Genomic DNA, 22971 nt, shown 5'->3' with positions numbered 1-22971 from the left:
CGCACGTTATCAGAACTTTGGTGGGGATTGAGCGGGGAGTGTGGGAGATTTTGCAGAAGGTGGTGAGGGTTGCCCCTCACCATTCTCATTTTTAGCGGCGGCGCTTCTCGATGTTGTAAACAAACGGCGCGACGATTTCGACGCTGCCGCCTTTCAACATGTCGGCCGGTGGCTTGGGCAATGGCTGGGCACGACGGATCATGTCCAGGGTTGCGCGGTCCAGGTCGGCGTTGCCGGAGCGGCCCACCAGCTCGTAGGACAGCACGTTGCCTTCTGCATCGACCACAAAGCGCAGGCGGTTCAGGCCTTCCTTGCCCCGCTGTTGGGCGCCTGGCGGGTACTTCTTGTACTTCGCCAAGTGCGCCAGCAGGGTGCCTTCCCAGGAAGCTTTGGCCGCGACCTGCGCTGGCGATGGGCCGGGCACGGGTTGGGCGGATTTTTCCGCGGGCACGTTGGTCGGTGGGGTTTCGCTCGGTGGGTCCTCGGAAGGTTTTTCCTTGGGCGGCTCGGGCTTCTTCTCCACAGGCTTGGGCGGCTGCGGTTTGGGTTTGGGCTTGACCGGCTTGGGCACCTGGATCGTTGGTTTAGGCGCCTCGGCCATTTTCGGCAAAGGCAGCTCTTCCACCGGCGCGGGCGGCTGTGGCGGTGTGACCACCTTTGGCGGCGCTGGCGGCGGCGGTGCTGGCATCGGCGCCAGGTCGATGACCATGGCCGCTGGAGGCAACGTCACCTGATGCGGCGCGGACCATTGAAGCGCGATGATGATCGCGACGGCATGCACGCCCAGCACGACGGCGAGGCTGGTGCCATAACGCGTCAGTTTGTGGCGCGTCGTGATCATTTCTTGGCTGCCGTCTCAAGTCCGACCAGGCCGACCTTGAGGTAGCCGGCTGCCCGCAGGGCATCCATCACGCTCATCAGGTCGCCGTAGTCCACGCCCTTGTCGGCCTGGAAGAAGATAGTCGTGTCTTTCTTGCCTTGGGTCTTGGCGTCGAGCACCAGGCCCAGGGTTTCAGCTTTGACTTCTTCTTCGCCCAGGAACAGGCGTTGGTCCGCCTTGACGCTGAGGAAGATCGGTTTCTCCGGCCGCGGCGCAGGCTTGGCGCTGGACGCGGGCAGGTCGACTTTGATGTCCACGGTCGCCAGGGGCGCCGCCACCATGAAGATGATCAGCAGCACCAGCATCACGTCGATAAACGGCGTGACGTTGATTTCGTGGTTCTCGACGAGGTCGTCGTCGCTTTGATTCAAATGCAGGCCCATGGCCGATTACCCCACTTTCACCATGTGCGGTTGCGAGCTGCGCTCGGTAGGCAGGTGATCGAGGTCGCGGCTGACCAGCAGCAGGACTTCTGCCGACGCGTCCGATACCTGGGCTTTATAGCCGGCAATCGAACGGGCGAAGACGTTGTAGATCACCACCGCAGGAATCGCGGCAACCAGGCCCAGGGCGGTTGCCAGCAGGGCTTCGGCGATGCCTGGGGCAACGACGGCGAGGTTAGTGGTCTGGGTTTTGGCGATGCCGATAAAGCTGTTCATGATGCCCCACACGGTGCCGAACAGGCCGACGAACGGCGCGGTGGAACCGATGGTGGCCAGCACGCCGGTGCCGCTGCTCATGTTACGACCGCAGGCTGCAACCAGGCGCTCCAGGCGGAAGCTGACGCGTTCCTTGATGCCTTCTTTTTCGCGGGTGTTGGCCGACAGACGCATTTCTTCAAGCGCGTCGTGTACCAGCAGGTTGGCCAGGGTGCCCTTCTTGGTCGCGGTGTCGCTGGCTTCCTTGAGGGTGGTGGCTTTTTTCAGGTGGACGATTTCAGTGCGCAGGCGACGTTTGGCGCCCAGCAGCTCGAAGCCTTTGCCGATCCAGATGGTCCAGGTAATGATCGAGGCGATAGCCAGGCCGATCATCACGGCTTTCACCACCACGTCGGCATTCTGATACATGCCCCATGGCGACAGGTCGTGTGCCATGCCCAGGCTGTTGTCTTCTTCCAGCACTACGCCGGATTCGTCAGCGGGTGCAGGATCAGCAGCCTGAGCCGGGTCGGTAGCAACCGGTGTGGCAGCAGGAGCCGCCGGGGTTGCAGCGTTCTGCTCGGCAGCAGCCGGAGCGGCTGGGGCGGTAGCGTCAGCGAATGCGGCGGTCGGTGCCAGCATTACGCTGAACAGCAGCGCAGCAATCGCACGCCAGGCGCGGGATGGGCTGTGAAGCTTGGTTGGCGAAGCGGGTTTTGTATGACGTGTCATGCTGGCCGGACCTAAGAGAAAAAATGAGTGATCGTCCTGCCAGACCCTGTTGGGTCGAGGACAAATGGGAGGTTATTATTGCAAGTAATTCTTGTTAACAAAAGTAATACAGTTACTTTATTTGTCCTTTTCCTGGCCGCAGGTCATCTGCGAAGGCTAATCTAGACCTTTGAGAACGGAGTTTTATGATGTCTGCGCCTTCTGTTGTAATTGCCGGTTGCGGCGATGTGGGTAGTCGGCTGGCTAGCCAATTACTGGCCTCGGAATGGGAGGTTCACGGGTTGCGGCGGGACATTTCGCGCCTGCCCGACGGCGTGATCGGCATCGCTGGCGACCTGTTCAAAAAGGATTGCCCTGACACCTGGCCGATTGGCGGGGTGGATTACCTGGTGTATTGCGCCGCCGCCACCGACCACGATGAGGCCGGCTATCGCGCGGCTTACGTGCAAGGGTTGCAGCATGTGTTGGAGTGGTTGAACGATTACGGTCAGGAACCCAAACATTTGCTGTTTGTGTCCAGCAGCAGTGTGTATGGCCAGCAGCATGGTGAGTGGGTCGATGAAACGTCCGACACCCAGGCGAAAGGCTATTCCGGCCAGGTGATGCTGGAAGCTGAGCAAGTGGCCCTCAACAGCGGCATTCCGGCGAGCATCGTGCGGTTGACCGGAATCTACGGCCCCGGCCGCGAATGGCTGTTGACCCAAGTGCGCCAAGGCTATCGCGTGGCGGTTGATCCACCTTTATACGGCAACCGGATTCACGCGGATGACGCAGCGGGCTTGCTGGCCTTTTTGCTGCGGCATGTGGAGCAGGGCGGTTCGCTGGATAAGGTCTACATCGGCGTGGACGATGCGCCTGCGCCATTGGCGGAGGTGGTGGGCTGGTTGCGCGACTACCTGGGCGTGACTGAGTGGGCTGACGACGCCAGCGTGCGTCGGGCGGGCAGTAAACAATGCAGCAATGCCCGAGCCAAAGCGTTGGGCTGGGTACCGACGTATCCGACCTATCGCGAAGGGTATGCGGCGATATTGAAAGGCTGAAACGCAGTTAAAAAATGTGGGAGCTGGCTTGCCTGCGATGACGGTGTCACATCCAACACGGTGTGACCGATACACCACTATCGCAGGCAAGCCAGCTCCCACATTCAGATCTGCGTCATGCGGTTATTTCTTTTCAAGCAACCACTGGCGTGGCCCCGGCGTAAACGAAGGCACTTCATCCGTTTGCGCGGTGTTCACCGCCTGGAAAATCTCCAGTTGCTTGCCTTTGCGGGCGAAGATCCACGGGTTGCCCTGACCGTTCAGTTGCAGCCAGATGCTGTCATAGCCGCCGCTCATGGAGGCGCAGTCACCCGCCAGGCACAGCGAGTACCGATCGACACTTGGCAAGCCGGCGACCTTGCCGTCAGCCTGGAACTGTACCGTGGCGCCGTCGCCGGTGCCGTCGGTGATCTTCCAGTCGCCGCCCAAGTAGGCTGCATACAGTGCGCGTTCGAAGTTCGCACCCAGCGGCGCGCCTTCGGGGGCTGGGTCTTTGGCGCGGGCAAACAGTTGCTCAGGCTCATTGTCGTTGGCCACTTGCAGCAGTTGCTTGCCTTTACGCTTGAGTTCAGTGGCGGAGCTGCCGTAGAAATCGACGCTCCAGGCGCCGGGCTTCTCACTCAGCAGCTTGCCTTCGGCGACTTCAAAACCGTTGTAGTAGCGCGCCTGCAAAGCCTTGGTGTTGACCTCCCACTCGAGGTTCGGGCCAAAGGTTTGCAACGCTTCACGCAAAGGGCCGCCCTTGGCTGCCGCGTTGATGGCGGCCTGGTTGATCCAGGTGCCGCTCACATCCAGGTCGGCGGGGTTGCTGGCGCAGCCGCCGAGCAACAGGGCGAGCGTTGATAAGGCTACAAGCGCTTTGCGCATTACGAAATCCTTCTGAAACGAAGTCGGCGCAGCCTGTGAAAGCTGCGCCGGGTGTTTTACTCGATGACCAGAATCGCGTCCATCTCAACCTGTGCGCCCTTTGGCAGGGCGGCAACGCCGATGGCGGCGCGGGCTGGGTACGGCTGTTCGAAGTACTTGCCCATGATCTCGTTGACCTTGGCGAAGTGGCTCAGGTCGGTGAGGAAGATGTTCAGCTTGACGATGTCCTTGAACGAACCGCCGGCAGCTTCGGCAACCGACTTGAGGTTCTCGAAGACCTGTACGGTCTGTGCTTCAAAACCTTCAACCAGTTCCATGGTCTTTGGGTCCAGTGGAATCTGGCCGGACATGTAGACGGTGTTGCCCGCCTTAATCGCCTGGGAGTAAGTGCCGATGGCGGCCGGGGCCTTGTCGCTGGTGATAACAGTCTTGGTCATGTGTGACTCCTTGTAAGAGATGATGACTATTTGAAGCGCTACGCACGCATGCGGGTGATGCGAATCACCCCGGTCAGGGCGCGCAGCTTCTTGATCACGCGGGCCAGGTGCACGCGGTCGTGCACGCTGACGACCAGTTGGACTACGCTGATGCGGCCATCGCGCTCATCCATGCTGATTTTCTCGATATTGCCGTCGGCCGCGTTGACGCTGCTGGCCAGCAGGGCGATCAGGCCGCGCTGGTGCTCCAGCTCAACGCGCAGCTCGACGTTGAATTCGCCAGTCACATCCTTGGCCCAGGAGAGCTGGATGCATTTCTCTGGGTTGTGGCGGATTTCGGTGATATTGCGGCAGTTGTCCAAGTGCACGACCATGCCTTTGCCTGCGGACAGGTGGCCGACAATCGGGTCGCCCGGGATCGGCGTGCAACATTTGGCGTAGCTGAGCACCAGGCCTTCGGTGCCGCGAATTGCCAGCGGGCCTTCGGGGCTTGGCAGCTGTTCGCCTTCGCCAAGCAGGCGGCGGGCGACCACATAGGCCATGCGGTTGCCCAGGCCGATATCTTCCAGCAGGTCTTCGATGGTTTCCTGGCGATACTCGTGGAGCATCGCTTGCACACGCTCGGCCGGGATCTTATCCAGGGCGCTATCGAAGCCGTTGAGCACCTTGTTCAGCAGGCGTTCGCCGAGGCTGATGGATTCGGAGCGGCGTTGCAGCTTCAGGGCATGGCGGATGTGTGTGCGCGCTTTGCCGGTAACCACGAAGTTGAGCCAGGCCGGGTTCGGGCGCGCGCCAGGTGCACTGACGATCTCGACCGTGGAGCCGCTTTGCAGCGGCTCGGACAGCGGCGCGAGACGACGGTTGATCCGACAGGCGATGCAGCTGTTGCCGACGTCGGTGTGCACGGCGTAGGCAAAGTCGACCGCCGTGGAGCCTTTGGGCAGCTCCATGATCCGGCCTTTGGGCGTGAACACGTAGACCTCGTCCGGGAACAGGTCGATCTTCACGCTTTCGATAAATTCCAGGGAGTTGCCGGCACGTTGCTGCATTTCCAGCACGCCTTTGACCCACTGGCGGGCGCGGGCATGGGTACCTTTTGGCTGCTCGTCGCCGCTGGATTTGTACAGCCAATGGGCAGCGATGCCGTTGTTGGCCATCTCTTCCATTTCCCGCGTGCGGATCTGGATCTCGATTGGCACCCCATGCATACCGAACAGCGTGGTATGCAGCGACTGATAGCCGTTGGCCTTGGGAATCGCGATGTAGTCCTTGAAGCGGCCCGGCAGGGGTTTGTACAAATTATGTACAGCGCCCAGCACGCGGTAGCAGGTATCGACCTTGTCGACGATGATCCTGAACGCGTACACGTCCATGATCTCGTTGAAGGCCCGGCGCTTGCCGCGCATCTTCTTGTAGATGCCGTAGATGTGTTTCTGCCGGCCGCTGACCTCGCCTTCGATCTCGTCGATCGCCAGGCAATGGCTCAGGGACTCTTCGATCTTGTTGACGATTTCCTTGCGGTTGCCCCGGGCGCGTTTGACCGCCTGGTAGATGCGCGCCGAGCGCATCGGGTGCATGGCTTTAAAGCCGAGGTCTTCGAATTCGATACGAATGGCATGCATGCCCAGCCGGTTGGCGATGGGCGCGTAGATTTCCAGGGTTTCCTTGGCGATGCGCCGGCGTTTTTCGCCGGACAGCACTTCCAGCGTGCGCATGTTGTGCAGCCGGTCGGCCAGCTTGACCAGGATCACCCGAATGTCTCGGGCCATGGCCATGGCCATCTTCTGGAAGTTTTCCGCCTGGGCTTCGGCCTTGGTCTCGAAGTTCATCTGGGTCAGTTTGCTGACCCCGTCGACCAGTTCGGCCACGGTTTCGCCAAACTGCGCGCTGAGCGCTTCCTTGGCGATGCCGGTGTCTTCGATCACGTCATGCAGCATCGCGGCCATCAAACTCTGATGGTCCATGTGCATGTCGGCAAGAATATTTGCCACCGCAAGAGGATGCGTGACATACGCCTCGCCACTGCGCCGGCGTTGGCCGTCGTGGGCTTGTTCGGCGTAGAAATACGCTCGGCGGACCAGGTTGACCTGGTCTGGGCCGAGGTAGGTCGATAAGCGATCGGCGAGGGCGTCTATGCTCGGCAAAGGATTAACTCCTGCCGTTGGCTGTGACCCCGCGCCGTGCTACGTCGACCAGGCATAGGCTTAGACGGCCTCGTTGGACTCGTCCTCGAACGCTGCAAACAGCGGTTCGTCTTCAACGATCTCGGCGTTGGCGATGAACTCGTAGCTCATCAGGCCTTCAGCGATTTCACGCAGGGCTACAACGGTAGGCTTGTCGTTTTCCCACTGGACCAGTGGCTCTTTGCCGCCAGTGGCCAGTTGACGGGCACGCTTGGTAGAGAGCATGACCAGCTCAAAGCGGTTATCCACGTGTTCTAGGCAGTCTTCAACGGTTACGCGGGCCATGGTATTCCTCGGAGCGAATGCAAGATGCGCGCTGCCCGGTTGGGCGAGCGGACTAAACAGTTTAAAAAATCACCAGCGTTTAGGGAAGCGCTGATTTTTCCCGTGCCCTCGAAAAACCGCTACAAGTGCCAATGTAAAGCCCTTGCAGCGGTTTTGGGAAGAGCCAATCAGCCGAGCAGTTCGGCGAGTAATTTGCCGAAACGCTGCTGTTGGCGCTTTTGCTGGAGCTGATTGGTGCGGAAAATCGCCTTCAAATCGTCCAAAGCGTGGGCAAAATCGTCATTGATGATCAGGTAGTCGTAGTCGACGTAGTGGCTCATTTCGCTGACGGCTTCACGCATGCGGCCTTCGATGATCTCGTCGCTGTCCTGGCCACGGTTGGTCAGGCGCTGGTGCAAGGCTTCGAGCGACGGCGGCAGGATGAAGATCGAGCGGGCTTTGGGCATCAGCTGACGCACTTGCTCGGCGCCCTGCCAGTCGATTTCCAGGATCAGGTCGTGGCCTTCGTCCAGGGTCTGCTGCAGATGGCTTTGCGAAGTGCCGTAGAGGTTGCCGAAGACTTCGGCGCGCTCGAGGAAGTCGCCGTGCTCGATCATCTTCACGAACTCGGTACGCTCGACGAAGTGATAGTGCACGCCGTTCACCTCACCCGGGCGCATGGCGCGGGTGGTGTGTGAGACCGAGATGCGGATCTGCTCGTCAGCGTCGGTCAGGGCCTTGACCAGGCTGCTCTTGCCCGCGCCCGAAGGGGCGGAAATGATGTAAAGGGTGCCGGTGCTGTGGGTCATGGAAGTTGCCTTACTCAATATTCTGTACTTGTTCGCGCATCTGCTCGATCAACACTTTGAGGTTGACCGCAGCTGTCGTGCTGCGCGGATCAAACGCCTTGGAGCCCAGTGTATTGGCTTCGCGGTTGAGTTCCTGCATCAGGAAGTCCAGGCGCCGACCGGCGGCACCGGCGGACTTGAGCACGCGGCGCACTTCGAGGATGTGGGTGCTCAGGCGGTCGAGCTCTTCGGCCACGTCACTCTTCTGCGCCAGCAGGACCATTTCCTGCTCCAGGCGCGTCGGGTCGAGGTCGGCCTTCATGTCGGTGAAGCGGTCCAGGACCTTCTGGCGCTGGGTAGCGAGCATCTGCGGCACCAGCTCGCGTAGGGTGACCACGTCATCTTCAATCGAGGTCAGGCGCTCGTTGATCAGGCGCGCCAGTTCGGCGCCTTCACGTTCGCGGCCGGCCTTGAGCTCCTTCAAACCCTGGGTGAACAGGGCGAGGGCTTCGGCGTTGAGGGCTTGCGGGTCGGTGGCGTCGGCTACCAGTACGCCGGGCCAGGCCAGCACTTCCAGCGGGTTCAGCGCGGCGGGCTGCTTGATCAGGCTGGCGATGGTTTCGGCGGCGGCGACCAATTGCGCAGCGCGGTCGCGGTCGACCTGCAGCGGTTTGCCGGTGGTTTCTTCGGTAAAGCGCAGGGTGCATTCCAGCTTGCCACGGGAGATACCCTGGCGCAGCGCTTCACGTACCGCACCTTCGAGGTCACGGAAAGATTCCGGCAGGCGCAGGTGCGGCTCCAGGTAACGGCTGTTGACCGAGCGCAGTTCCCAGCTCAGGGTGCCTTGGACGCCGGCTTTTTCGACGCGGGCGAAGGCGGTCATGCTGTGCACCATGGAGGTACCTCGCGATGCAGTCCCGAAAATACGGGCTGGTGGGTAAATTGAAGCCGACAGGCTGCGAAGGCGCAGGATTGTAGCGCAGTGAGGCGGACGCGCCCAAACAATGGGCGCCAGGCCAGCCATTCGTAACCGGATTTTTTAGAAGTGCCCCGAAACGGTTCGCGGCTCTATAATGCTCAGCAGTTTTTCGTCCTCCGTACAGGTATCCCCTATGAAACGTCCAAGTGGTCGCGCTGCCGATCAGCTCCGCTCGATCCGCATCACCCGCAACTACACCAAACACGCCGAGGGATCTGTACTGGTCGAGTTTGGCGATACCAAGGTGATCTGCACCGTCAGCGTCGAAAACGGCGTGCCGCGTTTCCTCAAGGGCCAGGGCCAGGGTTGGTTGACCGCCGAGTACGGCATGCTGCCACGCGCCACCGGCGAACGTAACCAGCGTGAAGCCAGCCGCGGCAAGCAAGGCGGCCGCACCCTGGAAATCCAGCGTCTGATCGGTCGCTCCCTGCGCGCAGCCCTGGACATGTCCAAGCTGGGCGACGTGACCCTGTACGTCGATTGCGACGTTATCCAGGCTGACGGCGGCACCCGCACTGCCTCCATCACCGGCGCCATGGTGGCCCTGGCTGACGCACTGAAGGTGATCAAGAAGCGTGGCGGCCTGAAAGCCGGCGACCCGCTCAAGCAGATGATCGCCGCCGTGTCGGTTGGCATGTACCAAGGCGAGCCTGTGCTGGACCTGGACTACCTGGAAGACTCGGCCGCCGAGACCGACCTGAACGTGGTGATGACCAGCACCGGTGGTTTCATCGAAGTGCAGGGCACCGCCGAAGGCGCGCCATTCCAGCCGGCCGACCTGAATGCCATGCTGGCCCTGGCCCAGAAAGGTATGACCGAAATCTTCGAACTGCAGAACGCCGCGCTGGCTGACTGAGCCGGCCTCAAGGAGAAACGCCATGAATGACAGTCAACTTCCCGTGCCCACGCCTTCCTACGAAGTGCGTCAGGGAGCAATGTTGTGTCACCTCGCGGCGTTTCTGGGGTTTGTGTTCCCCTTCGGCAGTGTCGTAGGGCCGCTGATCCTGTGGCAGATGAAGAAAGAAGTGGACCCGTTCATTGATGATCAGGGCAAGGAAGCCTTGAACTTCCAGATCACCGTAGCCATTGCCTGGCTGGTTTGCATCGTGTTGGCCTTCGCGGTTATCGGCTTTTTCCTGATGACTGCCTTGGCGATTGCGACCGTGGTGCTGACCATCATCGGTTCGATCAAGGCCAACAAGGGGATCGCCTATCGCTATCCCTTTACCTGGCGGCTGGTCAAATAATGAGCACCCACAAAAAAACCGACAGCGATGTCGGTTTTTTTGTGCCTGGAAAAAGACCTTAGATGGTCAGTGTCCAGTCGTAGTCCACGATCAGCGGCGCATGCTGCGAGAATCGTGGCTGACGCGGCAGGCGTGCGCTGCGAACAAAGCGGCGCAGGCCAGGTGTCAGCAACTGATAGTCAAAGCGCCAGCCGAGGTTGAGCATCTCGGCCTGCTCGTTATCCGGCCACCAGCTGTACTGGTCGCCTTCGCGGCTGACTTCGCGCAGGGCATCGACATAACCCATGTTGCCGACAATCTCGTCCATCCAGGCACGTTCCGGCGCCAGGAAGCCCGGGGATTGCTGGCTGTCGCGCCAGTTCTTGATATCCAGCTTTTGTTGCGCCACGTACAGCGAGCCACAGTAAATGTACTCGCGACGTTTGCGTCGCTGTTTATCCAGATAACGGGCGAAATCGTCCATTAGCTTGAACTTCTGGTTCAAGTCTTCATCGCCGTTCTGCCCCGAAGGGAGCAGCAAGGTCGCGATGCTGACCTTGTCGAAATCGGCTTGCAGGTAGCGCCCGTAGCGGTCGGCTGTCTCGAAGCCGAGGCCGCTGATGACCGCCTTGGGTTGCAACCGCGAGTACAAAGCCACGCCACCTTGGGTGGGCACTTCGGCATCGCAGGCATAAAGGAAGTAGCCATCCAGTTGGAAGGCTGGGTCGTCCAGTTCAAAGGCGGAGGCGCGGGTGTCCTGCAGGCAGATGACGTCGGCATTCTGTGCTTGCAGCCAACTGAGCAAACCACGCTCGACTGCAGCCTGAATACCATTGACGTTCACACTGATGATCCGCATAAATGGCCCCAAAAATCGCGTGCGTGTATGATACACGCCGTCTACCTAATTAGCTAAATCCGTGGTATCTGAGGCTTTTTTCATGCAGGCGTATCAACGCGATTTCATTCGTTTTGCCATCGATCGCGGCGTTTTACGCTTCGGTGAGTTCACTTTGAAGTCCGGGCGCACCAGCCCTTACTTCTTCAATGCAGGCTTGTTCAACTCGGGTTCGGCCCTGGCTCAGCTGGGTCGTTTCTACGCGGCAGCCATCGTTGAAAGCGGTATTTCCTTCGACGTACTGTTCGGCCCAGCCTACAAGGGCATCCCTCTGGCGGCCGCGACTGCCGTGGCGTTGGCGGAACATCATGGGCTGGATTTGCCGTGGTGCTTCAACCGCAAAGAGGCCAAGGCTCATGGCGAAGGCGGCAGCCTGGTCGGGGCTCCACTCAAAGGCGACGTGCTGATCATCGACGACGTGATCACGGCCGGCACCGCCATCCGTGAAGTGATGCAGATCATCGCTTCCCAGGACGGTGCCAAGGCTGCCGGTGTGTTGATCGCACTGAACCGCCAGGAGCGCGGCAATGGCGAATTGTCGGCGATCCAGGAAGTGGAGCGTGATTTTGGCATTCCGGTAGTGAGCATTGTGTCGTTGAACCAGGTGCTGCAGTTCCTGGAAGACGATCCGCAGCTCAAGCAGCATTTGCCGGCGGTCAAGGCGTACCGCGAGCAGTTCGGCGTCTGACACCGAAACCCATCCGGCACGCGGACCCGTGTGGGAGCTAGCTTGCCTGCGATAGCATCACCTTGGTACAACTGATTTACCGAGGTGCAGGCATCGCAGGCAAGCCCGCCCCCACATTTGGATCGAGTGCAAACAAAAAAGGCCCCGCTCAATTTGATTGAGCGGGGCCTTTTTGTTTTCTGCCGATTAAGGACGCTTGCGGTTGCTGATCAGCGTGCCCACACCGGTATCGGTGAAGATTTCCAGCAGGATTGCATTTGGCACGCGGCCATCCAGAATCAGCGAGCTACCCACGCCGCCTTGCACTGCTTCCAGTGCGCAACGGATCTTCGGCAGCATGCCGCCGTAGATGGTGCCGTCGGCGATCAACTCGTCCACTTGCTGGGTAGTCAGGCCGGTCAGCACCTTGCCTTCCTTGTCCATCAAGCCGGCGATGTTGGTCAGCAGCATCAGCTTTTCAGCTTTCAGCGCCTCAGCCACCTTACCGGCTACCAGATCGGCGTTGATGTTGTAAGACTCACCATTGGCACCCACGCCGATTGGCGCGATCACCGGGATGAAGTCGCCTTTGACCAGCAGGTTCAGCAGGTCGGTGTTGATGCCGATCACTTCGCCTACCTGGCCGATGTCGATGATTTCCGGCTGGGTCATCTCCGGCGTCTGACGGGTAACGGTCAGTTTTTTTGCGCGGATCAACTCCGCGTCCTTGCCGGTCAGGCCGATGGCGCTGCCGCCATGACGGTTGATCAGGTTGACGATGTCTTTGTTGACCTGGCCGCCGAGGACCATCTCCACCACGTCCATGGTCTGCGCGTCAGTGACGCGCATGCCATCGATGAAGTGACTCTCGATCGACAAGCGCTTGAGCAGGTCGCCGATTTGCGGGCCACCACCGTGCACCACCACCGGGTTGATCCCGACGGCTTTCATCAACACGATGTCGCGGGCAAAGCCGGTTTTCAGCTCGTCGCTTTCCATGGCATTGCCGCCGTACTTGATCACCAGCGTCTTGCCGACGTAGCGTCGAATGTAAGGCAACGCTTCGGACAGGACCTTGGCAGTATTGGCAGCGGCTTCGCGTTCGAGGGTCATTCAGGGCTCCGGTAAAAAATCAGAACGGTAATTGGAGATCAGGGGCAACACGTTTCAACTGGGCGTGGAACACGTCCTTGATGCGCTGCAACTCAGCCTCGGTATCCGCCTCGAAACGCAGGACCAGCACCGGTGTGGTGTTGGACGCGCGAACCAGGCCCCAGCCTTTGGCGTAATCGACTCGCACACCATCAATGGTGGTCAGGTTGGCGCCTTCACCCCATTGCGCATCGTGCAGTGCGTCAATGATGCTGAATTTGCTCTCCTCGGTCACATGGATATTGATCTCTGGCGTAGAAATATCATTCGGAAATGTCTGAAACAGCTCCTGCGCCGTAGATTTTTCCTTGCTGAGGATCTCCAGCAGACGGGCGGCGCTGTAAATGCCGTCGTCAAACCCGAACCAGCGCTCTTTGAAGAACACGTGGCCGCTCATTTCACCGGCCAACAGCGCGCCGGTTTCCTTCATTTTCTTTTTGATCAACGAGTGGCCAGTCTTCCACATGAGTGGGCGACCGCCGTATTCCTTGATCAGCGGGGTGAGGCGGCGGGTGCATTTCACGTCGAAGATGATTTCGGCGTTGGGGTTGCGGGCCACCACGTCGCGGGCAAACAGCATCAGCAGGCGGTCGGCGAACACGTTCTCGCCGGTGTTGGTCACCACGCCGACTCGGTCGCCATCACCGTCGAAGGCCAGGCCTACATCGGCGCCGGTTTCCTTGACCTTGGCGATCAGGTCCACCAGGTTTTCAGGCTTGCCCGGGTCCGGGTGGTGGTTAGGGAAGTTGCCGTCGACGTCGCAGAACAACGGGACCACTTCGCAGTTCAGGGCTTCGAGCAGTTGCGGGGCGATCACGCCGGCCGCGCCATTGCCGCAGTCCACTACCACTTTCAGGCGACGCGCGAGTTTGACGTCGCCGGTGATTTCGTCGGAGTAGCGCTGAAGAATGTCGACCTTGGTGATACTGCCGGTGCCGCTGGTCAGATCGTTGGTCTTCAGGCGGTCGTGCAACGCCTGGATTTGCTCGTTGGCGAGGGTGTCACCGGCGATGACGATCTTGAAACCGTTGTAGTCCGACGGGTTATGGCTGCCGGTGAGCATGACACCGGACTTGCCGGCCAGTACGTTAGCTGCGTAGTACAGCGCAGGCGTCGGCACCAGGCCGACGTCGCTGACGTGGCAGCCGCTGTCGGCCAGGCCCTGGATCAGTTGTTCTACCAGCTCCGGGCCGGACAAGCGGCCATCACGGCCAACCGAGACGTTAGGCTCGCCCTGGGCCAGGCTCTGGGAGCCGATGGCGCGGCCGATCCAGTAAGCGGTTTCGGCGGTCAGGGTCTTGGGCACCACGCCACGAATGTCGTAGGCGCGAAAGATGCTGTCGGGGAATGTCGGGGCTACTCGGGCTGCGGTACTCATCGCGAGGTGAAACTCCATCTGAAGGGGGCAAAGCTGGCCTGAATGTGGCTGACCGGCGGGCTCAAACTGAAGGGTATGACGACTTTTTTGGCAGAGAGTTCGTGGTGCAAAAATGCCATCGGCGCTCGCGCTTCATGCTTTATTCCACGTAATGCATTGATTCTAATGGGGAAATATTGCTCATTAGGTCCGCGCATTCTTCGTCCTGAAAAGCCTTGCGGTGGCGTCGGGCCGGACAAGGGTGCCCGGCCTGTTTCAGCTTAGTCAGTGACTGCCGGAATGCCCAAAACCGCCTGCGCCGCGCTGGGTCTCGTCGAACTCCTGAACCAGCTCGAAGTGCGCCTGCACCACCGGCACCAGTACCAGTTGGGCGATGCGTTCGCCGACAGCAATGTTGAAGGCGGTTTGGCCACGGTTCCAGCACGATACCATCAGCTCGCCCTGGTAATCGGAGTCGATCAGGCCAACGAGGTTGCCCAGCACGATACCGTGTTTGTGGCCCAGACCGGAGCGCGGCAGGATCAGTGCCGCCAAGCCCGGGTCGCCCACATAGATCGACAGGCCGGTGGGAATCAGAATGGTCTGGCCCGGCTCGAGGACCGTGTCTTCCTTGAGCATGGCGCGCAGGTCCAGCCCGGCGGAGCCTGGGGTGGCGTAGGCCGGCAGTGGGAATTCGTTGCCGATGCGGGGGTCGAGAATCTTGGCTTGCAAAGCGTGCATGTAAATTAAACCTGGTTCAGCCGTTGGGCGATAAATGAGATCAGTTGGCGGGCAATCTTGCCCTTGCTGGTCTGGGCGAAAACGGTGGCGTGCAACTCGCGGTCGATCACGCTGATGGCATTTTCCTCACTGTTGAAGCCGATGCTCGGGTTGGCGACATCATTGGCAACGATCAGGTCGAGGTTTTTATCTTTCAATTTGCGTGCGGCGTAGTCCAGCAGATGTTCGGTTTCGGCGGCAAAGCCGACGCTGAACGGGCGGTCTGGGCGCGTGGCGATAGTTGCCAAAATGTCCGGGTTGCGCACCATTTGCAGGAGCAGGCCGTCGCCACTTGTAGGGTCTTTCTTAAGCTTTTGCGGGGCGACGACTTCCGGGCGGTAGTCCGCGACCGCTGCCGACGCGATAAACAGATCGCAGGGAATCGCTGCCTCACAGGCCGCCAGCATGTCTCGGGCGCTGACTACGTCGATGCGCGTGACCCGATCAGGCGTCGGCAAATGCACCGGACCGGTGATCAAGGTGACGCGCGCGCCTGCCTCGACCGCCGCTTCCGCCAAGGCAAAGCCCATTTTTCCTGAGCTATGGTTGGTGATGTAGCGCACCGGGTCGATGTTTTCCTGGGTCGGGCCGGCAGTGATCAGCACGTGCTTGCCGGTCAGGGCCAGGTGCTGGAAGCACTCGGCGGCGCACAGCGCCAGGTCGGTGGCTTCGAGCATGCGGCCCATGCCGACATCGCCGCAGGCCTGGCTGCCGGACGCGGGGCCGAACACTTTGAGGCCTCGGCTTTGCAGGAGTTGGGTGTTCGCCTGGGTGGCCGGGTCGCGCCACATGGCCTGGTTCATGGCCGGGGCAATGGCGACGGTGGCGTCGGTTGCCAGAACCAAAGTGGTCAGCAGGTCATCGGCGATGCCTTGGGCGAGGCGGGCGATCAGGTCGGCGGTTGCCGGGGCGATGAGTACCAGGTCGGCCCATTTGGCCAGCTCGATATGGCCCATCGCGGCTTCTGCCGCCGGGTCCAGCAGGTCGAGGTGAACCGGGTGGCCGGACAGGGCTTGCATGGTCAGCGGGGTGATGAATTCACTGCCACCGCGGGTCATGACCACGCGCACTTCGGCGCCTTGGTCCAGGAGCCTGCGAACCAGCTCTGCGCTCTTGTAGGCGGCAATGCCGCCGCCGACGCCGAGAACGATGCGTTTCCGATACAGACGCTGCATTGGTTTGCCTTTCCAGTTCAGTGATGCCTGCGATGCCCCCTCCCCAGGGGAAATCGCACGCAAAAAAGAGGGCTTAAGATAACACAGCGTCCGCGAGGCAACAGCGGCGCACACGCACACGGAGGTGGGATGAGTATTCGCGATTGGCCTGTGGCGGAACGTCCACGGGAGAAACTTTTGGAATGGGGCGCGGCAAGCCTGTCGGATGCCGAGCTGTTGGCGATCTTCCTGCGTACCGGGGTTTCCGGCAAAAGCGCGGTCGACTTGGCACGCCATTTGTTGGCGCAATTCGGTGGCCTTCGCCCATTGTTGGAGGCCAGCCAGACGCTGTTCAGCAGACATTTGGGGCTGGGGCCGGCGAAATTTGCTCAGTTGCAGGCCGTGCTGGAAATGTCCCGGCGCCATATGGCCGAAAGCCTGCGCAAGGAGTCGGTGCTGGAAAGCCCCTTGGCCGTGCGCGATTACCTCAAGGCGTTGTTGCGTCATGAGCCCCACGAGATCTTCGGCTGCCTGTTTCTCGACTCAAAGCACCGGGTGCTGGGCTTCGAGGCGTTGTTCCAGGGCACCATTGATGCTGCCGTGGTTTATCCCCGGCAAGTGGTCAAGCGCGCACTTGAGTACAACGCGGCAGCATTGATCCTGTGCCACAACCATCCTTCGGGGAGCGTCGAGCCGAGTGCGGCTGATCGAAAATTGACCAAGTTGCTGCAAAAGGCCTTGGAAGTCGTGGATGTGCGGGTGCTGGATCACATCATCGTGGGCGATGGCGACCCGCTGTCGATGGCGGAATACGGGTGGCTGTAGCCCCGCCCCCCATTGGGGCGGGGCGGGTGCTTAAGGCTTGATGCTGACCTTGGAGTAATCCTGGCGCCCGAACGGGCTTACCTGATACCCCTCGACATTCTTGCGGGCCAGGGCGAACGCGGTCGGGTGCGCCAGCGGCAGCCACAAGGCCTGCTGCTGGATCTGCGCCTGAGCCTGTTGGTACAGCTTGCTACGCACGCCTTGCTCGCTGGTGGTCTTGCCGGCGCTGATCAGTTTGTCCAGCGCGGGGTCGCAGTAGCGCGCGAAGTTGGTACCGGATTTTACTGCCGCGCAGGAGAACTGTGGGGTGAGGAAGTTATCCGGGTCGCCGTTGTCGCCGGCCCAGCCCATGAACAGCAGGTCATGTTCACCGGCCTTGGCGCGGCGAATCAGTTCGCCCCACTCGATCACGCGAATCTCGGCCTGGATGCCGATCTTGGCCAGGTCTGCCTGCAACAGCTGTGCACCGAGGTTGGGGTTGGGGTTCAGCAGGCTGCCGGTTGGGCGGGTCCAGAGGGTGGTTTTGAAGCCGTCCTTGAGCCCGGCGCGGTCTAGCAGCGTCTTGGCCTTGGCGATGTCGTGTGGATAACCCGGCAAGTCCTTGGCGTAGCTCCAGGTATTGGGTGGGTAAATGCCATTGGCCGCTTCGGCGGTGCCTTCAAACACGGCTTTGAGGTAGCTGTTCTTGTCGAATGCCAGGTTGATTGCCTGGCGCACTTCGGGCTTGTCCAGTGGTGGGTGCTGGCTGTTGATGGCCACGAAGGCAGTCATGAAGGCGGCGGTTTTTTCCACCTTCAATGCCGGGTCTTTCTCGGCTTCGCCTACGTCTAAAGGCTTAGGCGATAGGGCGATCTGGCATTCGTCACGGTGCAGTTTCTGCAGCCGCACGTTGGCATCCGGGGTAATGGCAAAGATTAAGTTATCCACAGCCGGTTTGCCGGCGAAGTACTCCGGGTTGGCTTTGTAGCGAACCACCGCATCTTTCTGAAAGCGTACGAACACAAATGGACCGGTGCCGATCGGCTGGCTATTGAGCTTTTCAGGCCTGCCGGCCTTGAGCAGCTTGTCGGCGTATTCGGCCGGGTAGATCGAAGCAAAGCCCATGCTCAGGGCGGCGAGGAAGGTCGAATCGGCGTGATCGAGAGTGAAGCGCACGGTCAGCGGGTCGAGGGCGTCGATTTTCTTGACCAGTGTCGGCAATTGCAGCGACTGCGCATGCGGGAAACCGCTCTGGGCGATCTTGTGCCACGGGTTGGCCGGGTCGAGCATGCGTTCAAAGCTGAAACGCACGTCTTCGGCGGTCAGGCTGCGGCTTGGGGTGAAGTATTCGGTGCGGTGGAATTTCACGCCTGGGTGCAGCTTGAACGTGTATGTCAGGCCATCCGGCGAGACTTCCCAGCTGTCCGCGAGGCTCGGCACCAGCTTGCCGTGGGTGGCGTCGTAGTCCACCAGGCGGTTCATCAGTACGTCGGCCGAGGCATTGGTGGTGGTCAGCGAGTTGTATTGCACCACATCGAACCCTTCGGGGCTGGCCTCGGTGCAAACGCTCAAACTGGTAGCCGCCAGGGCCGTCGGCGCGATAAATAGAGGGGCTAGCAATAGCGGTAGGGCTGCGAGGCGCATATTTGGTTTCCTTTGCAGATCGAAGGCCCATCTGCGAGTGCAGTCTGGAAAAAGCCTACCGTAGTGGTCTGATTGATAAATGACTAGCCCATTTTTGCCTGTGCTTTTGGCCCAAATGCTGTTTTGATGGCGCCTCAGCGCGTTTCGCCGTGCACTTCACCGTGCGTGCGGGCGCTGTAAATCATTCTGTGCGACGAGCGGTCGGCTTTCACTGCGGCCCCTCCTGGCAACGGTTCAGGCGTCTGTCGCCGAGATTTACGCCGGTAAAAACACACGGGCTGTTGTTGCATTGGGGTCTTTCTGGTATAAAGCAGCGCTCTTTTCTAGGGGCCCGGTTCCTTCACTGTAGGTGTAGCCGGTAAGACCCTTAAAGAAACGCGGCGCCTGGCGCCAAATGACTGAGAGATTAAGCGGCCAACCCATGCCGGGTTGGGCATGTGGTTTTAGAGGGCTGAGGCATGTCGAGAGTCTGTCAAGTTACCGGTAAGGGTCCGGTGACTGGGAATAACATTTCCCACGCAAATAACAAAACCCGTCGTCGTTTCCTGCCGAACCTGCAGCATCACCGCTTCTGGGTTGAAGAAGAGAAACGTTTTGTTCGCCTGCGTGTATCTGCCAAAGGCATGCGTATCATCGACAAGCGTGGCATCACTGTCGTGCTGGCCGAAATCCGCGCCGCTGGCAAGATCTAAGGAGCTCTATCATGCGTGAATTGATTCGAATGATCTCTAGCGCCGGTACTGGTCACTTCTACACTACCGACAAGAACAAGCGTACTACCCCGGACAAGCTCGAAAAGAAAATGTTCGACCCGCGCGTTCGCAAGCACGTGATCTACAAAGAAGGCAAAATCAAGTAATTGATTTTCTTCCTTGTGAAAAAAAGCCCGCATCTCACGATGCGGGCTTTTTTTTGCCTGCGCGTTCCCACGCACTGCGTGGGAACGCCGCCTGTGACGCTCCGCGTCAGGCTTTCTGTTCGAACACCACGTAGATCTTGCGGCACGGCTCCAGCACTTCCCAGGTGCCGCTGAACCCGGCGGGGATCACGAAGCGGTCGCCTGCACGCAAGGTCTTGGCGTTGCCATCGGCATCGCGCAGTACCGATACGCCCTGCACGATCTCGCAGTACTCATGCTCGGTGTAATTGACCTTCCACTGCCCGACTTCGCCTTCCCAAACCCCGGCACTCATCTGGCCGCACGGGCTGTTGTAGTGGTTGTATAGCGTTTGCTCGGGGTCGCCCTTGAGGATTTTTTCGGCGGCAGGCCGGTAGCGTTCGGGGGCGGTGTTGGCTTGGTTGAAGTCGACGATGTCCTGGATGCTCATGTGCGTGTCCCGTCTGGCCTGCGGTTGGAGAGCCCAAAGTCTATGTTTATTAAAATGAACATCGCAAGGGTGTTTACCGCCGTTGTGTCAAATATATTGAAACACCCCCAGCCGCTGGTTTAGGGTGGCAGCTGCCTTGAGCCGAACAGCAGGCTGGCCGGGCAAGAATTCTTTGAGGCTGCCGGGGGACATCACCTGGCCCTTGTATTCAATAAGAGGAGGACACTCGCATGACCACCCTGACCCGTGCCGACTGGGAACAACGCGCCAAGGATCTGAAGATCGAAGGCCGCGCCTATATCAATGGCGAATACACCGCCGCCGTTTCCGGTGACACGTTCGAATGCATCAGCCCGGTCGATGGCCGCCTACTGGCCACCGTTGCCAGTTGCGACGCCGCCGACGCCCAGCGCGCTGTAGAAAATGCCCGCGCCACCTTCAATTCCGGTGTCTGGTCGCGCCTGGCGCCGGCCAAACGCAAGGCCGCCATGATCCGTTTCGCCGCGTTGCTCAAGGCCAATGCCGAAGAGCTGGCGCTGCTTGAAACCCTGGACATGGGCAAGCCGATCAGTGATTCGCTCGGTATCGACGTCCCAGGTGCAGCCAATGCCCTGAGCTGGAGCGGCGAGGCGATCGACAAGATCTACGACGAAGTTGCCGCCACCCCGCATGATCAACTCGGCCTGGTAACCCGCGAGCCAGTCGGCGTGGTTGGCGCCATCGTGCCGTGGAACTTCCCGCTGATGATGGCCTGCTGGAAACTCGGCCCAGCGCTGTCGACCGGTAACTCGGTCATCCTCAAGCCGTCCGAAAAGTCCCCGCTGACCGCCATCCGCATCGCGGCCCTGGCCGTTGAGGCCGGTATTCCAAAAGGCGTATTCAACGTGCTGCCGGGCTACGGCCACACTGTGGGTAACGCACTGGCGCTGCACATGGACGTCGACACGCTGGTGTTCACCGGCTCCACCAAGATTGCCAAGCAACTGTTGATCCGCTCCGGCGAGTCGAACATGAAGCGCGTGTGGCTGGAAGCCGGCGGCAAGAGCCCGAACATCGTGTTTGCCGATGCGCCAGACCTGCAAGCGGCTGCCGAATCCGCCGCGGGCGCCATCGCCTTCAACCAGGGCGAAGTCTGCACCGCCGGTTCGCGACTGCTCGTCGAGCGTTCAATCAAGGATAAATTCCTGCCGCTGGTGATCGAGGCCCTCAAGGGCTGGAAGCCAGGCAACCCGCTGGACCCGGCAACAACCGTCGGCGCGCTGGTGGACACCCAGCAGATGAACACCGTGCTGTCGTACATCGAAGCCGGCCACGCCGACGGCGCCAAGCTGGTCGCGGGCGGCAAGCGCACCCTGGAAGAAACCGGTGGCACGTACGTTGAGCCGACGATTTTCGACGGCGTGACCAATGCCATGAGGATCGCCCAGGAAGAGATCTTCGGCCCTGTGCTGTCGGTCATCACCTTCGACAGCGCCGAAGAAGCCATCGCCATTGCCAACGACACCCAATACGGCCTGGCCGCGGCGGTGTGGACGGCGGATATCTCCAAGGCACACCTGACCGCTAAGGCCTTGCGCGCTGGCAGCGTATGGGTCAACCAGTACGATGGCGGCGACATGACCGCGCCGTTTGGTGGCTTCAAGCAGTCGGGCAATGGTCGCGACAAGTCGCTGCACGCGTTTGACAAGTACACCGAGCTGAAGGCGACCTGGATCAAGCTCTAAGCAATACTGCTGATCCCCTGTAGGAGCAAGCTGGTGTGGGAGCTGGCTTGCCTGCGGTAGCAGCACCAAGGTGTGACTGACACACCGAGGCGTCTGCATCGCGGGCAAGCCCGGCTCCCACATAAGTTCGCTCCTACAGTTCGTTTGAAACCCAGAAATTATCCACAGGAGCGTGGAAATGCGTTGGGCGACTTATTTCGCCGTCCTGGCCTCGGTACTCAGCGTTGGCCTGGCCCTGGGCGTCAGCATGCCGCTGGTGTCCCTGCGCCTGGAAAGCTGGGGCTACGGCAGTTTCGCCATTGGGGTGATGGCAGCCATGCCGGCCTTCGGCGTGCTACTGGGCGCGAAGGTCTCCAGCCGCATGGCTTCATGGCTGGGCACCGCCAACCTGATGCGCTTGTGTCTGTGGGCCGGTGCAGTGTCCATCGGCCTGCTGGCAATCCTGCCCAGCTACCCGGTCTGGCTGGTGCTGCGGCTGATGATCGGGGTGATCCTGACCATCGTGTTTATCCTCGGTGAAAGCTGGATCAACCAGTTGGTGGTGGAGCAGTGGCGTGGCCGCTTGGTCGCGCTGTATGGCTGCACGTATGCCTTGAGCCAATTGTCGGGGCCATTGCTGCTGGGCGTGCTCGGCACCGATCATGATTACGGCTTCTGGGTGGGCGTGGGCCTGTTGATGGTCGCGCCGCTGCTGTTGCTCGGGCGTTCCGGTGCGCCGACGGCCGAATCCTTCAGCGTCACCTTCGGCGATCTGTGGCGTTTTTGCCGGGGCCTGCCGGCGATTGCCTGGGCGGTGGCGTTGTTCGCTGCATTCGAGGCGATGATTCTGACGCTGCTGCCGGTGTATTGCCTGCAGCAAGGTTTCACGGCCGAGATTGCTTTGGCCATGGTCAGTACGGTGGTGGTCGGCGATGCGTTGCTGCAATTGCCCATTGGCGCATTGGCCGACTATCTGCCGCGACGAACGCTGTTCTTGAGCTGTGCGCTGCTGTTGCTGGCCTCCAGCCTGGCGGTTCCGCTGTTACTGCACACGCCGCTGATCTGGCCGGTGTGGGTGGTCTTCGGCGCCAGTGCCGGTGGGTTGTTCACCTTGTCGCTGATCCTGATCGGCGAGCGTTACCGCGACGATGCGCTGGTGCGCGCCAATGCCCACGTGGCGCAGTTGTGGGGCATCGGTTGCCTGATCGGGCCGCTGGTGGCCGGTGCGGGCAGCCAGTGGATCAGCGGGCATGCATTGCCGTGGCTGATGGCAGCCGGGGCGTTGGGGCTGGTGGTGTTGTTGTTGCGCCAGGGCGCGTTTGGCGTCGCGCAACCGGCCTGACCTGAAATGCAATCAACCGTGGGAGCTGGCTTGCCTGCGATAGCGGTGTGTCAGCTGCCAATACAGTACCTGACACTCCGCCATCGCGGGCAAGCCCGGCGCCCACAG

Annotated in this window: 24 protein-coding genes and 1 pseudogene; 9 read left to right on the top strand and 16 right to left on the bottom strand. The window is 60.6% G+C overall.

The genetic code is table 11. The features are described from left to right. Positions 1–91 precede the first annotated feature (91 nt). From KZH41_RS00195 to exbB, 3 genes are read right to left on the bottom strand one after another with little or no spacing between them, the layout of a single operon-like run. Positions 92–841, bottom strand: a complete 750-nt coding sequence (locus tag KZH41_RS00195) for an energy transducer TonB (protein ID WP_263274188.1) — start codon at positions 839–841, stop codon at positions 92–94. Further along, positions 838–1263: a TonB system transport protein ExbD gene (exbD, locus tag KZH41_RS00190; RefSeq protein WP_263274187.1), complete on the bottom strand. Its 426-nt coding sequence runs from the start codon at positions 1261–1263 to the stop codon at positions 838–840. The genes KZH41_RS00195 and exbD overlap by 4 nt, the downstream gene beginning before the upstream one ends. 6 nt (positions 1264–1269) lie before the next feature. Continuing rightward, on the bottom strand, positions 1270–2250 hold the full coding sequence (exbB, locus tag KZH41_RS00185) for a tonB-system energizer ExbB (protein WP_094948702.1): 981 nt from the start codon (positions 2248–2250) through the stop codon (positions 1270–1272). 188 nt (positions 2251–2438) lie between these two features. On the opposite strand from exbB, the gene KZH41_RS00180 reads away from it, so the two are divergent. Further along, entirely contained in the window at positions 2439–3290 is an 852-nt protein-coding gene (locus KZH41_RS00180) for an SDR family oxidoreductase (RefSeq protein WP_094948703.1), read from the top strand. Positions 3291–3413: 123 nt separating this feature from the next. Here the strand turns inward: KZH41_RS00180 and KZH41_RS00175 are convergent, their stop codons facing one another. From KZH41_RS00175 to KZH41_RS00150, 6 genes are all read right to left on the bottom strand, one after another. Continuing rightward, positions 3414–4157 (bottom strand): hypothetical protein, encoded by a 744-nt coding sequence (locus KZH41_RS00175; protein ID WP_094948704.1) that lies wholly within the window; start codon positions 4155–4157, stop codon positions 3414–3416. A gap of 56 nt (positions 4158–4213) precedes the next feature. Next, positions 4214–4594 carry a RidA family protein gene (locus tag KZH41_RS00170; protein ID WP_003176922.1) on the bottom strand — a complete coding sequence of 127 codons (381 nt, stop codon included), beginning with the start codon at positions 4592–4594 and terminating at the stop codon, positions 4214–4216. Positions 4595–4632: 38 nt separating this feature from the next. Continuing rightward, complete coding sequence (gene spoT, locus KZH41_RS00165) at positions 4633–6738, bottom strand: bifunctional GTP diphosphokinase/guanosine-3',5'-bis pyrophosphate 3'-pyrophosphohydrolase (RefSeq protein WP_017735756.1); 2106 nt, start codon at positions 6736–6738, stop codon at positions 4633–4635. Positions 6739–6798: 60 nt separating this feature from the next. After that, positions 6799–7062 (bottom strand): DNA-directed RNA polymerase subunit omega, encoded by a 264-nt coding sequence (gene rpoZ, locus KZH41_RS00160; protein WP_003176920.1) that lies wholly within the window; start codon positions 7060–7062, stop codon positions 6799–6801. A 167-nt stretch (positions 7063–7229) separates the two neighbouring features. Next, positions 7230–7850 (bottom strand): guanylate kinase, encoded by a 621-nt coding sequence (gene gmk, locus KZH41_RS00155; protein ID WP_010168203.1) that lies wholly within the window; start codon positions 7848–7850, stop codon positions 7230–7232. Positions 7851–7860: 10 nt separating this feature from the next. Further along, positions 7861–8724 (bottom strand): YicC/YloC family endoribonuclease, encoded by an 864-nt coding sequence (locus KZH41_RS00150; protein ID WP_094948705.1) that lies wholly within the window; start codon positions 8722–8724, stop codon positions 7861–7863. A 217-nt stretch (positions 8725–8941) separates the two neighbouring features. Between KZH41_RS00150 and rph the strand changes: the two genes are divergently transcribed. Together rph and KZH41_RS00140 are read left to right on the top strand one after the other, a co-directional pair. Beyond that, complete coding sequence (gene rph, locus KZH41_RS00145) at positions 8942–9664, top strand: ribonuclease PH (protein ID WP_094948706.1); 723 nt, start codon at positions 8942–8944, stop codon at positions 9662–9664. Between the two features lie 22 nt (positions 9665–9686). Then, entirely contained in the window at positions 9687–10055 is a 369-nt protein-coding gene (locus tag KZH41_RS00140) for a DUF4870 domain-containing protein (RefSeq protein ID WP_094948707.1), read from the top strand. Between the two features lie 58 nt (positions 10056–10113). Here the strand turns inward: KZH41_RS00140 and KZH41_RS00135 are convergent, their stop codons facing one another. After that, positions 10114–10893 carry an exodeoxyribonuclease III gene (locus tag KZH41_RS00135; protein ID WP_003195493.1) on the bottom strand — a complete coding sequence of 260 codons (780 nt, stop codon included), beginning with the start codon at positions 10891–10893 and terminating at the stop codon, positions 10114–10116. 82 nt (positions 10894–10975) lie between these two features. Here KZH41_RS00135 and pyrE point away from each other — a divergent pair, with 82 nt between their 5' ends. After that, complete coding sequence (pyrE, locus tag KZH41_RS00130) at positions 10976–11620, top strand: orotate phosphoribosyltransferase (protein WP_063033848.1); 645 nt, start codon at positions 10976–10978, stop codon at positions 11618–11620. A 186-nt stretch (positions 11621–11806) separates the two neighbouring features. Here pyrE and argB read toward each other — a convergent pair whose 3' ends face one another. The 4 genes and pseudogenes from argB to coaBC form a co-directional block, all read right to left on the bottom strand. Then, entirely contained in the window at positions 11807–12712 is a 906-nt protein-coding gene (gene argB / locus KZH41_RS00125) for an acetylglutamate kinase (RefSeq protein ID WP_015886532.1), read from the bottom strand. A 19-nt stretch (positions 12713–12731) separates the two neighbouring features. Continuing rightward, positions 12732–14129 (bottom strand): annotated as a pseudogene (locus KZH41_RS00120) (phosphomannomutase/phosphoglucomutase); the annotation flags it as partial. A gap of 264 nt (positions 14130–14393) precedes the next feature. Continuing rightward, positions 14394–14849 carry a dUTP diphosphatase gene (dut, locus tag KZH41_RS00115; protein WP_016975923.1) on the bottom strand — a complete coding sequence of 152 codons (456 nt, stop codon included), beginning with the start codon at positions 14847–14849 and terminating at the stop codon, positions 14394–14396. Between the two features lie 5 nt (positions 14850–14854). Next, the gene (coaBC, locus tag KZH41_RS00110; RefSeq protein ID WP_048723622.1) at positions 14855–16063 is read right to left on the bottom strand and encodes a bifunctional phosphopantothenoylcysteine decarboxylase/phosphopantothenate--cysteine ligase CoaBC; all 1209 of its coding nucleotides are present in this window, start codon (positions 16061–16063) and stop codon (positions 14855–14857) included. Between the two features lie 129 nt (positions 16064–16192). On the opposite strand from coaBC, the gene radC reads away from it, so the two are divergent. Then, positions 16193–16867, top strand: coding sequence for a RadC family protein (gene radC / locus KZH41_RS00105; protein ID WP_094948710.1), 675 nt, complete (start codon positions 16193–16195; stop codon positions 16865–16867). 30 nt (positions 16868–16897) lie between these two features. On the opposite strand, the gene KZH41_RS00100 is transcribed toward radC, so the two are convergent. Beyond that, positions 16898–18490 (bottom strand): ABC transporter substrate-binding protein, encoded by a 1593-nt coding sequence (locus KZH41_RS00100; RefSeq protein WP_242153482.1) that lies wholly within the window; start codon positions 18488–18490, stop codon positions 16898–16900. Between the two features lie 458 nt (positions 18491–18948). Between KZH41_RS00100 and rpmB the strand changes: the two genes are divergently transcribed. Both rpmB and rpmG read left to right on the top strand, forming a co-directional pair. Further along, positions 18949–19182 (top strand): 50S ribosomal protein L28, encoded by a 234-nt coding sequence (gene rpmB / locus KZH41_RS00095; protein WP_003176907.1) that lies wholly within the window; start codon positions 18949–18951, stop codon positions 19180–19182. 11 nt (positions 19183–19193) lie between these two features. After that, on the top strand, positions 19194–19349 hold the full coding sequence (gene rpmG, locus KZH41_RS00090; protein WP_003176906.1) for a 50S ribosomal protein L33: 156 nt from the start codon (positions 19194–19196) through the stop codon (positions 19347–19349). Between the two features lie 106 nt (positions 19350–19455). Here rpmG and KZH41_RS00085 read toward each other — a convergent pair whose 3' ends face one another. Beyond that, positions 19456–19818: a cupin domain-containing protein gene (locus tag KZH41_RS00085; protein ID WP_094948712.1), complete on the bottom strand. Its 363-nt coding sequence runs from the start codon at positions 19816–19818 to the stop codon at positions 19456–19458. Between the two features lie 230 nt (positions 19819–20048). Here KZH41_RS00085 and KZH41_RS00080 point away from each other — a divergent pair, with 230 nt between their 5' ends. Both KZH41_RS00080 and KZH41_RS00075 read left to right on the top strand, forming a co-directional pair. Beyond that, positions 20049–21542 (top strand): aldehyde dehydrogenase, encoded by a 1494-nt coding sequence (locus KZH41_RS00080; protein WP_242153479.1) that lies wholly within the window; start codon positions 20049–20051, stop codon positions 21540–21542. 178 nt (positions 21543–21720) lie between these two features. Beyond that, positions 21721–22863, top strand: coding sequence for an MFS transporter (locus KZH41_RS00075; RefSeq protein ID WP_263274186.1), 1143 nt, complete (start codon positions 21721–21723; stop codon positions 22861–22863). Positions 22864–22971: the final 108 nt, after the last annotated feature.

It is taken from the genome of Pseudomonas sp. YeP6b (assembly GCF_025642995.1).
Classification (GTDB): Bacteria; Pseudomonadota; Gammaproteobacteria; order Pseudomonadales; family Pseudomonadaceae; genus Aquipseudomonas.
Note: the sequence above shows the minus strand (reverse complement) of the source record. Positions and strands in the feature narration are given on the sequence as shown.